Raw genomic sequence first — 13,909 nt, 5'->3', positions numbered from 1 at the left:
GCCAAAACCAGGCTAGTGGTCTACCGATATCAATGTCAGCTGCCCCGACGATAACGTGGACAAATGTTGTTGAAATAAAGCCAGCTCAGCCTCGGGGATCGCCAAAGTCAAATTTACCTGCTCGCTGTATTGCTGCCCAGTAACTTCCCCTTTCACCTGTGCCAGCAAATGCAGAATATCATCCACCTGGCCATACTGGCATGCCAGTGCCTTGGTCACTTTCGGCACCTTAACTTCTGTCTGCATCAAGGCCAGCGCCTGGCGGACACTGTTGCCATAAGCCCTTTGCAAACCGCCGGTACCGAGTTTAGTGCCGCCAAAATAGCGCACCACCACGGCACAAATCTGGCCGATGCCGCCCCCCTGCAATACCGCCAGCATAGGTTTACCTGCGGTGCCTGTGGGTTCGCCGTCATCGGAGAAGCCGTAGCTCTGGCTGTCATCCGGAGCGCCGAAGACAAAAGCGTAACAGTGGTGGTTAGCCTGGGGATGTAGTTGCTGTAATTCCCGGATAAAGGCCTTGGCGGCTTCCTGTGAAGTACAAGGCCTGAGATAACAGATAAAGCGGCTGCGGGTCACTATAGTTTCATCTATGACCTCGCTTGCCGCTATGTTATAGGTACCGGCCATCAGTTATTCACCGCTGCCGTTAACAACTCCCCTGCCAAACTAGGCAAGTCCGCAGTCCCGGGTCATGTTTTCGTTATGTGACTTGTGCACGATAATATTGTCTTCGATACGGATGCCACCGAAAGGCAACATGGCTTCAACCTCGGCCCAGTTCACTAACCCCGCATGTTCGGATGCCTTTAAATCTCCCAGCAGGGAATCAATAAAATACAGGCCAGGCTCTATGGTAAAGACCTGATTTGCCTCAACCACCCGTGAAGTACGCAAAAAGGCGTGTTTTTCCGGGCTATTCACATGGGTGCCGCGCTCATCCGCCATAAAACCGCCGACATCATGGGTTTGCAGCCCCAGGTGGTGGCCGAGGCCATGAGGGAAGAAAGTTGAAACAATACCGGTTTCAGCGGCGGTATCGGCATCGGTATTGATAAAGTCAAACTCCTTTAATACCTGACCGATATCCCGGTAGGTTTCCACATGGAGATCAACATAGCTTTTACCGGGTTTAAGACCGTCAACCGCGTTGAGCATAAGTTTGTCCATACGGGCGATCAGCTCGGCAAACTTATCCTGTTTAAAGGAGTAAGTCCGGGTAATATCCGAGGCATAACCGTTAAAGTTGGCGCCGGCATCCAGTAAGAAAGACTTATGGTGCTGAGGCACGTTGCGGTTTAATGCGGTGTAATGCAGGATAGAGGCGTTTTCGTTTAACGCCACGATATTGCCGTAAGGGGTCTCGTTGTCGGTGTGATGTGTCGCTTTCAGGTAAGCCTGCTGGATATCATATTCGCTTTTGCCCTGCATAAAGGCTTCTTTTGCCGCCTTATGTCCCAATACCGCAAGATTGTTGGACTGGCGCATACATTCCTGCTCATAAGCGGTTTTATAGGCTCTATGGTAATGCAGGTAATTCAATAAAGGTTCCGGGTTGATATTGTCAAAGCCCAGTGCCTTGGCCACTTCGATATGGGCGCCGATATAAGCGTAGCCTTTTTTATCATAAGGCAACAACTGATCGACATCTGTGGCTTTGGTCAAGATCTTGATATCAAAGAATTCATTCCAGTAACTGTCGGTCAACTCAACCACTTTATGCCAGAAATCCACCGGCTGGTAATAAATCAGCTGAGGTTTGTCTTTACCGTTAATGATCAGCCAGCAGTTTGGAATATCGACTAAAGGTAACCAGAACTTAAAATGAGGATTCACTTTAAACGGATAACCATAATCATCCAGGAAGACTTTGATTTCCTGTCCCGAATGGATCACTAATCCATCCAGGTTTTCACGTGATAATGCCGTTGCCGAACGGCGTTGTAATTCTGCGATATGGGCCGGATAAAGTGCTGTTAACCTTGTCATCTATGCGATTCCCTTGTGTTTTTTCGCTATCATATCACACAGGTTAAATCAGTACAGCAAACCCGGCCCCGAGTGCCTTAATCACTGATGTGCATATCGCTGAGATCATCAAACAGCGAGCCTTCCTGCCCCACCTGAGCTTGATAAATTTGCTGATAGGCGAGCACGCTTTTGACATAGTCCCGGGTTTCTTTAAAGGGAATGGTTTCAATCCAGGCATCCGCCGGTAAGGTCACGCTGTCTTTCAGCCATCTTTTCACCCTGTGGGGACCGGCGTTATATGAGGCGGTGGCCAATATCGAATTGCCTTTATTTTTATCCAGCAACATCTTCAGGTACTTAGTGCCTAAACCGATATTGTTGTCGGCATCCAATAAATATTTTTTCGAGACTTTACGTTTTTCCAGATGCTTGGCGGTATTGGGCATCAGCTGCATCAGGCCTTTCGCTCCCGCCGAAGAATTGGCGTCCGTCATAAAAGAGCTTTCCCGCCGGGTGATGGCAAAAGCCCAGGCCGGGTTGATCTGGTTGTTTTTCGCGTGTTCAATAATCTTATTGTCAAAGGCGAGCGGAAATCTTAAATCGACATCATCTAAATAACCCACTTGCGCCAGGGTAAAGATTGCCCGGTCAAACCAGCCAGCTTCATAAGCCACCTTAGACGCCACCAGTTTTTCCCTGTCATTGAGTTGCGACAGCCAGTAATTCCACTCGCGCCGGGCCTGATTAAACCTTTGCAGATAAAACAGCTCAAACGCGCGCTTGGCCGCCAAATGGGTTAATACGGCAGCTTTTTCCTGTTCGGATATTTCCAGCGGTTTATCCTGTAAATTCACCGGCAGTTTCAAATATCCCGCCGCCAGGAAACCGTAATAATGGCGTTCCTTTGCCAGCTCCTGCAGCAGGCTTTCCCCGCCGGTTACATTACCGGTGTCAATTAAACTGCGGGCATACCAGTATTTCCATTTCAGCTCGCTTTTATATTGCTCCGGCAGTGCCACCAGTTCAGACTTTAGCTGCTCGCTGTCTTTTTGTTTCAATACCTGAGCCAGACGCCACTGGATCATGGTATTGGACAAGGAGCTCTCTGCAACCTTATCCAACCATACCTGGGCCTGCTTATGGTTTTTACTGGACAAGGCCAGGGCAAATTTGACGATAATTTCCTGATCTTGCTCTTCGGTGAAAGCAAATAACTTGCTGGCTTTTTGATAGGTCGCCAGTGCCCTTTTCGGCGCACGCCAGATCAGACGTTTTAAACCATAAGTCATGATCTGCGCTTCTTTGGCAGACTTTTCTTTAAAACGGCCGATACGGGTAATATAGGCGGGATCCCGTCTGACTTTATGCCATAAGCACCCCAGGTAACGTTCGCTTTCCGGCAGTAAGCCGGTTAAATAAGGAATAAGGGTATGTTTGCCGCCGTTGGCCGCCAGGGATAACCGCTGCCAGACAATATCCGGGGTACGGTAGCCTGCTTCTTGCCAGCGCTTAAACAGGGGATCGCATTTTTTATCCTGTGATTTGCCCACCAGCCAAAGCTTAGTCACCTGTGCCAATACTTCCTTTTCGCTGTGGCCGGCATTTAAGCGGTATCTTAACTGCTGGCATTGCAAAGCGACATCCGAAGTCGGGGTATAATATTTCAGAAACAAGGCTTGTTGCTTACGTTTGGCCAGGTATTGCAGCCATTTTTTCCGCAACGGCCAGTCCAGGGGCGTGCCCTTATAAGTGGTAAGAAACTTGTCGATTTCTTGCTGGTGTTTCAAATTGAGGCGTTTGATCAGCCTTTGTTGGTCCAAATAAGGCTGCAGCGGATAAAAATGCAGTTGCTGGTAAAGTTCCTGGTATTGGGCCGAAGCCGGATGCCATAAATGCTTTTCTGCCTGGAGATATATTTTCCGCTGCGGATCTGTTGTCTGTACCCGGGTCGCCTGACTCTCCTGTATCGGTAACAGCATCACACCGACCAATAACATTATCCGACCAAGTCCAAACCTTTCCATAATTCCACTCGCTATATTAATACTACCCTATGATTATTCACGCTCTGGACACTAATGCAAGCAGGCATTGGCTTTTTTCAACTTTATTTAATTTAGCCCTATGTAGCGGATTAGTTGGCTAAAAGCTTGCTAATATCAAAACATGGACAGGTTCTTTCAATAAGACTTAAATAGAAACCCGGTAATAACTCAAAGCTTGCAATTGTTTGCCAACAACTTACTAAAACTTGCTAATAAAAGAGTTAAGCGGTTAGACTAGTGCCCTATCAGTACATCTGCCGGCTCTGCCTGCATTTTTTCAGCATTAAGTTACTCTATGTCCTCAGCCAAATTTGAACAAGCCAACCATACCTTAGACACATTGGGATTACGTTGTCCGGAGCCCGTGATGATGGTGCGCATGAATATCCGTAAAATAGCCGTGGGCGAAACCTTGCTTATTGAAGCAGATGACCCGTCAACGACCCGGGATATTCCCAGCTTTTGCCGCTTTATGGAGCATGAACTGTTGGCCCAGCATACCGAGTCTTCCCCTTATCGCTATTTAATTAAAAAGTGTTAACAAATAACACTGAAGCATAAAAAACAAAAATAAACTTTAAAATAGTTATAAAAAAAGGGAATGCGTTAGCATTCCCTTTTTCGTTATCAAAGCCGTTTAAAACTTATTTTTGCAACAGCGAGATATCGGCAATAGCAAAGAAGCTGTTTCTGATCTCATTGAGCAGGGTTAAACGGTTGGTTTTAACCGCTTCATCATCTGTCATTACCATGACAGAGTCAAAGAAGCTGTCTATCGGCGCCTTAAGCTGTGCCAACTCGGTTAGGGCTGCCTGGTAGTCTTTATCGGCCATTAACGGCGCGATTTTGCCCCTAATGTCCTCAAAGGTAGCTGCCAGTTCACGTTCGGCAGCTTCGCTGGCCAGTTCCGCTTTAAACTCAGGGTAAAGTTCACCGTCGAATTTCGCCAGGATATTAGCGACACGTTTGTTGGCTGCCGCCAGTGTTTCAGCTTCAGCCAGGCTGCGGAAATAACTTACCGCTTTCACCCGCTTATCAAAATCTACCGGCGCCGTCGGTTTCTTGGCCAAAACAGATTGAATGACATCTACCGCGATGTCCTGCTCCTGGTAGAAAGCGCGGAAACGGCCCATAACAAAATCAATAACATCTGCGGCGGTGTTTTCATTTGATAATTTATCACCGAATAAACCTATGCCCTGATCGATCAATACCGCCAGATCTAAGTCCAGCTGCTTTTCGGTTATGATACGAATCACACCGATAGCGGCGCGACGTAAGGCAAAGGGATCTTTATCCCCTTTCGGCGGCTGGTTGATGCCAAAGATACCCACCAGGGAATCTATCTTATCGGCAATGGCCACGGCACAACCGATATTCGCCTGCGGTAAACTATCGCCGGAAAAACGCGGACGATACTGATCTTCCAACGCCTGGGCAATCGCTTCAGGCTCACCGTCGTTAAGGGCGTAATATTTCCCCATAGTGCCCTGCACCTGAGGGAACTCCAATACCATGTCAGACATCAGGTCCGTTTTACTCAGTAAACCGGCGCGATAGGCTGCCTTGGCATCTTCACCCAGTACAGAGGCGATATGTTCACTTAAGCTGGCGATACGGCTGGATTTCGCTTTTAAGGTACCCAGCTGCTTCTGGAACAAGACGGCATCCAGGCTCGGCAACCTTTGCTCTAAGCTTTGCTTTTTATCGGTTTTAAAGAAGAATTCCGCATCTGCCAGACGAGGACGAATAACCTTCTCATTACCGAAGATAATTTGCTGCGGATCTTTACTTTCGATGTTGGTGACAAAAATAAACTTGTTCACCAGCTTGCCGTCGCTATCCACTACCGGGAAGTATTTCTGGTGATCTTTCATCGAGTAGATAAGTGGCTCTGCCGGCACATTCAAAAATTCTTCTTCAAACGTCCCTACCAGAGTCACCGGCCATTCGACCAAAGCGGTAACTTCTTCAAGCAGGTCATCGTCAATCAGGGCAACACAATTGATCTCATCAGCGGCGGCTTTGATTTGCTCGACAATTTTTTCCTGTCTTTGCTGGAAATCCACCATAACATAGGCGCTTTCTAAGGCGTTTTGGTAGTCATTGGCATGCTTGAGGCTCACCAGCCCCTGATGGTGGAATCTGTGGCCGGTAACTTGATTAGCCGCACTCACCCCTAAGGTTTCGCCATTAAGTACCTGCTCGCCATATAACATCACCAAGGTATGTACCGGGCGGATAAACTGGGTACGTTCACTGCCCCAACGCATAGGTTTAGGGATAGGTAATTTAGCCAGCGCGTGATTGACCATTTCCGGGATCAATTCGGCAACGGTTTTACCCGGCTGCAAAGCACGGTGCAGCAACCATTCGCCTTTATCTGTGGTTAAACGCTCGGCTTCGGCCACGGTAATACCGTTGGACCGGGCCCAACCTTCGGCGGCTTTGCTCGGCTCACCCTGCTCGTTAAAAGCAACATTTACCGCAGGACCGCGCTTTTCAATCTGTTTGTCCGATTGCTTTTCAACTAAATCAAAAACTTGAACCGCCATGCGACGAGGCGTGGCAAACCACTTGATATCGCTATAGGTCAGTTCGGCACTGTCCAGCTGACTGCGGATCTGGTCGAAAAAAGTTCCCGCCAGTTTTTTTAGTGATTTTGGCGGTAACTCTTCGGTACCCAATTCAATAAGTAAAGTTTCTGTGGTCATTATTTTTCTCCCGCCGCCTGGTCTTTACAAAGTGGAAAGCCAAGTTCTTCACGAACCGCGTAATAGGCCTCGGCACAGGCTTTTGATAACGCCCTTACCCTGAGGATATAACGCTGTCTTTCGGTCACTGAGATGGCGTGGCGGGCGTCTAACAGGTTAAACGCATGAGAGGCCTTCATCACCTGCTCATAGGCAGGTAAAGGCAGGTTGTTTTCAATCAGCTTCTGGCTGTCCTGCTCGCACTGATCAAACATTTTAAATAAGGCATCAACATCGGCATGTTCAAAGTTATAGTGGGATTGTTCCACTTCGTTTTGATGGAAGACATCGCCGTATAATACTTTACCCATAGGGCCGTCGGTCCACACCAGATCATAGATACTGTCGACATTCTGGATATACATGGCCAGGCGCTCAAGACCGTAAGTGATCTCGCCGGTTACCGGTGCACACTCTAAACCACCTACCTGTTGGAAGTAAGTAAACTGAGTGATTTCCATGCCGTTTAACCAGATCTCCCAACCCAGCCCCCAGGCACCTAACGTCGGCGATTCCCAGTTATCTTCAACAAAACGGATATCGTGGACCAGCGGATCTATACCTAACTCTTTTAACGAATTCAGGTACAGCTCCTGAATGTTTTTCGGCGATGGTTTCAGCATCACCTGGAACTGATAATAATGCTGTAAGCGGTTGGGGTTTTCACCATAACGGCCATCGGTCGGACGACGACAAGGCTGCACATAGGCACTGCTCATCGGCTCTGGGCCGATAGAACGCAGGAAAGTCATCGGGTGAAAAGTACCCGCACCAACTTCCAGATCTAGTGGTTGAACGATAACGCATCCCTGGCGCGACCAATAATCTTGCAGCTGCAAGATTAACCCTTGAAAGGTATTTATATTAAACGTACTCATGAATTTCCGGCTTTACGTTATTAAAATTGAAACTGGGCTAAGTATACCTTTTGTGTTAGATAATTACTTGCAAGGAATCACTTGCACTAGATAACAACTCGCCTAATTTTATTTTTGGTTAAGTTTTTAACAAAAATGCCCGATGTGGTGATCGGGCATTAATTTATACTACAAGTGCGCTGAACTAGATATCTAAATTAGATACTTTTAACGCATTATCTTCGATGAAGTTTCTACGTGGTTCAACGTGATCCCCCATCAAGGTATTAAACAGTTGATCGGCGGCAATGGCATCTTCAATGGTCACCTGCAACATACGACGGGTTTCCGGGTCCATGGTGGTTTCCCACAGCTGATCCGGGTTCATCTCACCCAATCCTTTATAGCGCTGGATATATTGGCCACGCTTAGATTCTGCCATTAACCAGTTTAATGCCTGTTCAAAACTCGTGGCCGGCTGAACTTTTTCACCGCGCTTAACATAAGCGCCTTCTTCCATCAGGCCGTTGATAGCATCGTTAAGTTTTAAAATGTTGGCAAATTCTTTTGACTCAATAAAGTCATAACTGCAGTTATACAGCTTATCGATACCATGCTGTCTGACATTGAAACTTGGGAAGTAGATATTACGTTCCTGATCATGTTTGACTTCAACGGTATAAATTGAACCATTGCCATCCTGGGCATCTAACTGCTCCAACAGGCTCTGGGTCCAGGTTTCTACTTTAGCTTTATCGGCAAAATCTGCAGGAGCAATCATGCTGCCGTAGATCATTTTTTCAAGAATGTCCGCCGGGATCTGACGTGATACCCGCTTGATGATATCCATGGTTTGACGGTACTGATTTACCAGCTGTTCAAGACCGACACCACTGATGCCCGGGGCAGATTCATTGACATAAATCGCGGCATTGTCTAACGCCAAAGTAGTCAGGTATTCTGTTAGCGCTTCGTCATCTTTAATGTAACGCTCCTGCTTACCTTTTTTCACTTTATATAAAGGCGGCTGGGCAATATACACATAACCGCGTTCCATGATTTCCGGCATTTGACGATAGAAGAAAGTCAGCAGCAAGGTACGGATATGGGAACCATCGACATCAGCATCGGTCATGATGATGATGCTGTGATAACGTAATTTCTCAGGGTCGTATTCGTCACGGCCGATACCACAACCCAAGGCGGTGATCAGGGTGCCGACTTCCTGAGAAGAAATCATCTTATCGAAACGGGCTTTTTCCACGTTAAGGATTTTACCTTTGAGCGGTAAGATGGCCTGGTTTTTACGGTTACGACCCTGCTTGGCTGAACCGCCAGCAGAGTCCCCTTCCACAATATAAAGTTCGGAGAGCGCAGGGTCTTTTTCCTGGCAATCGGCAAGCTTACCCGGCAAACCGGCAATATCCAATGCACCTTTGCGTCGCGTCATTTCACGCGCTTTACGGGCGGCTTCACGGGCACGGGCAGCATCGATAATTTTCATGATAATGGTTTTGGCCACCACAGGTTTTTCCAACAGGTACTCACCCAGCTTCTCACCCATGGCCTGCTCAACCGCACTCTTCACTTCGGAAGAAACCAGCTTGTCTTTGGTTTGTGAAGAGAACTTGGGATCCGGTACTTTCACCGAGATTACCGCGGTCAAACCTTCACGGGCATCGTCACCGGAGGCATTGGTTTCACCGCCGCCTTTGGCTTTTTTATTGAGCCCTTCTTTCACCATGTAAGAATTCAGGGTACGGGTTAATGCCGTACGGAAACCACTTAAATGGGTACCGCCATCCCTTTGGGGAATATTGTTGGTGAAACAGTGGATATTTTCCTGGAAGCCATCGTTCCATTGCATCGCCACTTCAACCACGATGCCGTCTTCACGGGCCAGGTCGAAATAGAAAATTTCTTCATTCACAGGAGTTTTGTTGGTATTTAAATAATCAACAAATGCCTGGATACCGCCGTCATAGTGGAAGTGCTCTTCACGACCTTCTTCACGTTCGTCAATTAAACGGATAGAAACACCTGAATTCAGGAAAGAAAGTTCACGGATACGTTTAACTAAGATATCGTAGTGGAAGACCACATCGGAGAAAGTTTCTTCACTTGGCCAGAAGCGCACTTCGGTACCGGTCTTTTCACTTTCACCAACAGTTTTAAGCGGCTCTTCCGGCTCACCCATATGATAAATCTGCTCGTGCAGTTTTCCTTCACGGCGGATACTCAGTTTAAGTTTGCTACTTAAGGCATTTACCACGGAAATACCAACACCGTGCAGACCACCGGAAACTTTATAACCGGAATCTTCACCACCGAATTTACCACCGGCATGCAGTACCGTCATAATAACTTCGGCAGCAGACACCCCTTCTTCCGGGTGAATTTCTGTCGGAATACCACGGCCGTCATCGCGAACCGATACCGAACCATCAAGATGTATCTTAACGACAATATCACTACAGTGACCAGCTAAGGCTTCATCGATAGAATTATCCAGGACCTCAAATACCATATGATGCAAACCTGTGCCATCATCGGTATCCCCTATATACATGCCAGGTCTTTTACGAACCGCGTCCAGACCTTTCAGTACTTTGATACTGGAAGAGTCATATTCATTTTCTACTGTCATAGCTTTAGCCTATTCACTCATTGCTGATATTTCACCATGTTCCACGTGAAACATCTGGTAATTTTCATCGTCCGGTACCAAGGGCACCAAAACCAATTTATCAATTGCGGTCAGGATCACCTGACAATTTAATTCTTTTATCGCATCCGATACCAAAGCCCTTGAACCGGTATCCAGCTCGGCGCCGATATCGTCTATCAGTAAAATTGGTTTTACTCGTTTAACTTTTTCAATTAATTTCGCCTGGGCGAAAGTTAACGCGAGTAAAAACAACTTTTGTTGTCCCCGGGACAACTGAAAATCTATCGGGTTCTTATGCAAAATAAATTTCACATCAAACTTATGTGCCCCGTATAAACTCGAACCGTATTTTAATTCTTTGTCCTCATTTTCATTCAAGACATCAAGCAGCTCTCTTTTTTTATTCCAGCCACGGGAATATTGTACCGTAATTTCGTCGGCAATTGAGGGTAATAACAACCCTAACCAGACATTTAATTCATTAACAAACTCATTGATATACTCTTGCCTGCTATCGGCAACCGTAATCGAATGCTGGCAGAATAGCTCAGTCCAATAACGACGCAAACCAGGGTCCATTAAATTACGGATGCCGGCATTTCTTTGTTTCAGTACTTTTGAAAAGTCCCGCCACTGTTTGGCAAAGTCATGTTTCACGTGAAACAATCCTAAATCAATAAAGCGACGACGCTCTTTGGGCCCACCAAAAAAGAGTTTAAAACTTTCCGGAGTAACAATTTGTACCGCGATATTTTTTGCCAAATCCGACAGACGGGACTGTCGCTCTCCGTCTACCTTAATTTCGGTTTGGCTGGTCAGCACATTCCGACTGATGCCCATACGGCGATCCTGGCTGTCGGTAATATTGGCAACAAATTGTTCATGGCTAAAACTCACTAAACTCTCGGTTTTAGTGGTACGAAACGATTTGCCATGACCAAGATAAAATAATGCTTCTAACAGGCTGCTTTTACCGCTGCCGTTATCCCCGATAATAAAATTTAAATCCGGGTGAAAAACTATTTTTTTTCCGCTGAGATTTCTAAAATTTTGTGTGATTAAACTAACAACACTCATTACAATCGCATTGGCATAACTACGTATAAAGCTTCACCGGAATTGCAGCCTTCAATCACCACACTGCTGTTAGCATCCGCCAGGGTAAATTTCACCTCTGAATCTTTAATGGCATTGAGCACGTCTAAAACATAACTGACGTTAAAGCCGATTTCTAAATCTTCATAGGGGAAATTAATTTCTATCTCTTCTTCCGCCTGTTCCTGCTCGGGGTTATTGGCGGTGATCTTCAATTCGCTCTGATTGAAGTTTAACCGTACCCCTTTAAATTTTTCATTGGACAAAATAGAGGCGCGCGACAATACCTGACGCAATTGATCTTTATTGGTCTCTAATACCTTGTCGCCGTTTCTCGGCAAAACCCGGCGATAATCGGGAAAACGGCCATCGACCAGTTTACTGGTGAAAGAGAATTCCTGATCGATAATGCGGATATGGTTAGAGCCTAAAAATACCTGGATCTCTTCATCCACCGGATTCAGTAAACGTATGATCTCCAAAATGCCTTTACGCGGTACTATCACCTGGCGGGCAGGAAGCGCTAATGAGTCATTGGCAATTTTACAAATAGCCAGGCGATGACCGTCGGTGGCCACTGAGCGGATTTCATTATTTTCCGTTTCTATCGACATACCGTTGAGGTAATAACGGACGTCCTGGTTGGCCATGGAAAAGTGCGTACTTTCGATCAAACGCAATAATTCAGACTTTAACAGTTTAAACTCAACATCCCCTTTCCATTCGTCAATATTAGGAAAGTCGGTTGCAGGCAAGGTAGACAGGGAATATTTACTGCGGCCGGTGCTCAGGCGGATGACATCATTGTCTGAACTGAAAGTGAGCATGGAATTTTCCGGCAAACTCTTACAGATATCCAACAGCTTTCTTGCCGGAACCGTGATCTGGCCGTCTTCGGCATGGTTTTCTATTTGCGTATAAGAAACCATTTCAAGTTCTAAATCAGTGGCCGTCAAAGTGAGTGAGTCACCACTTACATCTAAAAGTATATTTCCTAAAATAGGCAGTGTACTTTTTCTTTCAACGGCACCAGAAACCAGTAAAAGTGGTTTTAACAATAATTCCCTATTTAATGAAAAGTTCATTTTTATAACCTAATTAGATTTATACCTGAGCCTAAATCGGCTAAGAAGAAAGCGTTCTTATTAAATTTGAATAATCTTCTTTTATATCATGCGTTTCTTCACGCAAGGTTTTAATTTTACGACACGCATGCAGCACAGTTGTATGATCCCGGCCACCAAAAGCATCACCTATTTCCGGCAAGCTGTGATTGGTGAGCTCTTTAGATAATGCCATTGCTATCTGTCTGGGTCTAGCAACCGAGCGATTTCTTCGCTTGGATAATAAATCGGCGACCTTGATTTTATAATATTCCGCTACTGTGCGCTGAATATTGTCAATAGTAACAAGTTTATCCTGTAAAGCTAACAAATCTCTTAGTGCTTCACGAACAAAATCTATGGTAATGGCCCGGCCGGTAAAATTGGCATTGGCAATCACCCGGTTTAACGCCCCCTCCAGCTCACGGACATTAGAGCGTAAACGTTTGGCAATGAAAAATGCCACTTCGTCCGCCAGGTTGATATTACTCTCCTGGGCTTTGCGCTTAAGGATCGCGACACGGGTTTCCAGCTCAGGCGGCTCAATGGCTATGGTCAGGCCCCAGCCAAAGCGGGATTTAAGACGATCTTCTACCCCGTCGATTTCTTTCGGATATCGGTCGCTGGTTAAAATAATCTGCTGGTTGCCTTCGAGCAAGGCATTAAAGGTATGGAAAAACTCTTCCTGGGTACGCTCTTTATTGGCGAAGAACTGGATATCATCGATCAACAAGGCATCGACCGAGCGGTAATATTGCTTGAACTTTTCGATGGCATTGTTTTGCAGTGCCCGCACCATATCCTGAACAAAACGCTCAGAATGCATATAGGCAATTTTTGCCTTAGGTTTATTGATCAAAATGCCGTTACCCACGGCATGCAATAAGTGGGTTTTACCCAAACCGGTAGCGCCGTAAATAAATAACGGGTTATATGCCGCTCCCGGGTTATCCGCTACCTGGGATGCCGCCGCCCTGGCCAGCTGGTTGGATTTACCTTCAACAAAGTTGTCAAAGGTATATTTGATCCTGACATTGGTGGTCTTCGGCAGATTGGCCTCCGGCTCAGGCGGCTTAGTAGCAGCCAGTCCCTGCGGAGCAACTTTATTTGCCGTTTCCCCCTGCCCGCCTGTTGATACCGGCTCCGGAATACTGCCAACATCAAACCTTAACAAAGGCGGATTGGTGGTATCAAGCAAAGAAACTAACTCATTGATACGGTTAACATATTTATCACGAACCCAATCAAGCACAAAACGGTTGGGAGCATATAAGGTCATGATATTGTCATTTACCACACATTGCAGCGGACGGATCCACATACTAAATTGCTGTGCGGGCAATTCTTCTTGAAGAACGGAGAGGCAGCGCTGCCAAAGAGAATGATCCAACCAAAAACTCCCAGAAATAAATCTCAT

General features: G+C 46.3%; 10 protein-coding genes. 1 reads left to right on the top strand and 9 read right to left on the bottom strand.

Annotation, left to right across the window (positions count from 1 at the left end; all coding sequences use genetic code 11):
• Positions 1-12: 12 nt before the first annotated feature.
• The 3 genes from SG35_RS00050 to SG35_RS00040 form a co-directional block, all read right to left on the bottom strand.
• Positions 13-630 carry a YigZ family protein gene (locus SG35_RS00050; protein WP_044833148.1) on the bottom strand — a complete coding sequence of 206 codons (618 nt, stop codon included), beginning with the start codon at positions 628-630 and terminating at the stop codon, positions 13-15.
• A gap of 39 nt (positions 631-669) precedes the next feature.
• Positions 670-1,989, bottom strand: coding sequence for a Xaa-Pro dipeptidase (pepQ, locus tag SG35_RS00045; protein WP_044833147.1), 1,320 nt, complete (start codon positions 1,987-1,989; stop codon positions 670-672).
• Positions 1,990-2,066: 77 nt separating this feature from the next.
• Positions 2,067-3,968, bottom strand: a complete 1,902-nt coding sequence (locus SG35_RS00040; protein ID WP_236702599.1) for a transglycosylase SLT domain-containing protein — start codon at positions 3,966-3,968, stop codon at positions 2,067-2,069.
• A gap of 343 nt (positions 3,969-4,311) precedes the next feature.
• Here SG35_RS00040 and tusA point away from each other — a divergent pair, with 343 nt between their 5' ends.
• Positions 4,312-4,557, top strand: coding sequence for a sulfurtransferase TusA (tusA, locus tag SG35_RS00035; RefSeq protein WP_044833146.1), 246 nt, complete (start codon positions 4,312-4,314; stop codon positions 4,555-4,557).
• A gap of 103 nt (positions 4,558-4,660) precedes the next feature.
• On the opposite strand, the gene glyS is transcribed toward tusA, so the two are convergent.
• The 6 genes from glyS to dnaA form a co-directional block, all read right to left on the bottom strand.
• Positions 4,661-6,730, bottom strand: a complete 2,070-nt coding sequence (glyS, locus tag SG35_RS00030; protein WP_044833145.1) for a glycine--tRNA ligase subunit beta — start codon at positions 6,728-6,730, stop codon at positions 4,661-4,663.
• Positions 6,730-7,647: a glycine--tRNA ligase subunit alpha gene (gene glyQ / locus SG35_RS00025; protein WP_044833144.1), complete on the bottom strand. Its 918-nt coding sequence runs from the start codon at positions 7,645-7,647 to the stop codon at positions 6,730-6,732. Before glyQ ends, glyS begins: the two co-directional genes overlap by 1 nt.
• Before the next feature lie 184 nt (positions 7,648-7,831).
• Positions 7,832-10,273 carry a DNA topoisomerase (ATP-hydrolyzing) subunit B gene (gene gyrB, locus SG35_RS00020; RefSeq protein ID WP_044833143.1) on the bottom strand — a complete coding sequence of 814 codons (2,442 nt, stop codon included), beginning with the start codon at positions 10,271-10,273 and terminating at the stop codon, positions 7,832-7,834.
• 9 nt (positions 10,274-10,282) lie between these two features.
• The gene (gene recF, locus SG35_RS00015; RefSeq protein ID WP_044833142.1) at positions 10,283-11,371 is read right to left on the bottom strand and encodes a DNA replication/repair protein RecF; all 1,089 of its coding nucleotides are present in this window, start codon (positions 11,369-11,371) and stop codon (positions 10,283-10,285) included.
• Positions 11,371-12,474, bottom strand: a complete 1,104-nt coding sequence (gene dnaN / locus SG35_RS00010) for a DNA polymerase III subunit beta (protein WP_044833141.1) — start codon at positions 12,472-12,474, stop codon at positions 11,371-11,373. The genes recF and dnaN overlap by 1 nt, the downstream gene beginning before the upstream one ends.
• A gap of 40 nt (positions 12,475-12,514) precedes the next feature.
• A complete protein-coding gene (gene dnaA / locus SG35_RS00005) occupies positions 12,515-13,909 on the bottom strand; it encodes a chromosomal replication initiator protein DnaA (RefSeq protein WP_044833140.1) in 1,395 nt (464 codons plus the stop codon).

This window comes from Thalassomonas actiniarum, assembly GCF_000948975.2.
GTDB lineage: Bacteria > Pseudomonadota > Gammaproteobacteria > Enterobacterales > Alteromonadaceae > Thalassomonas > Thalassomonas actiniarum.
This window is presented reverse-complemented; position numbering and strand designations above follow the sequence as displayed.

Excerpts from the sequence above, each read along its gene's own strand:
- SG35_RS00050 (WP_044833148.1), bottom strand. The coding sequence starts at position 630 with ATGGCCGGTACCTATAACATAGCGGCAAGCGAGGTCATAGATGAAACT.
- pepQ (WP_044833147.1), bottom strand. The coding sequence starts at position 1,989 with ATGACAAGGTTAACAGCACTTTATCCGGCCCATATCGCAGAATTACAA.
- SG35_RS00040 (WP_236702599.1), bottom strand. The coding sequence starts at position 3,968 with ATGTTATTGGTCGGTGTGATGCTGTTACCGATACAGGAGAGTCAGGCG.
- tusA (WP_044833146.1), top strand. The coding sequence starts at position 4,312 with ATGTCCTCAGCCAAATTTGAACAAGCCAACCATACCTTAGACACATTG.
- glyS (WP_044833145.1), bottom strand. The coding sequence starts at position 6,730 with ATGACCACAGAAACTTTACTTATTGAATTGGGTACCGAAGAGTTACCG.
- glyQ (WP_044833144.1), bottom strand. The coding sequence starts at position 7,647 with ATGAGTACGTTTAATATAAATACCTTTCAAGGGTTAATCTTGCAGCTG.
- gyrB (WP_044833143.1), bottom strand. The coding sequence starts at position 10,273 with ATGACAGTAGAAAATGAATATGACTCTTCCAGTATCAAAGTACTGAAA.
- recF (WP_044833142.1), bottom strand. The coding sequence starts at position 11,371 with ATGAGTGTTGTTAGTTTAATCACACAAAATTTTAGAAATCTCAGCGGA.
- dnaN (WP_044833141.1), bottom strand. The coding sequence starts at position 12,474 with ATGAACTTTTCATTAAATAGGGAATTATTGTTAAAACCACTTTTACTG.
- dnaA (WP_044833140.1), bottom strand. The coding sequence starts at position 13,909 with ATGAGATTTATTTCTGGGAGTTTTTGGTTGGATCATTCTCTTTGGCAG.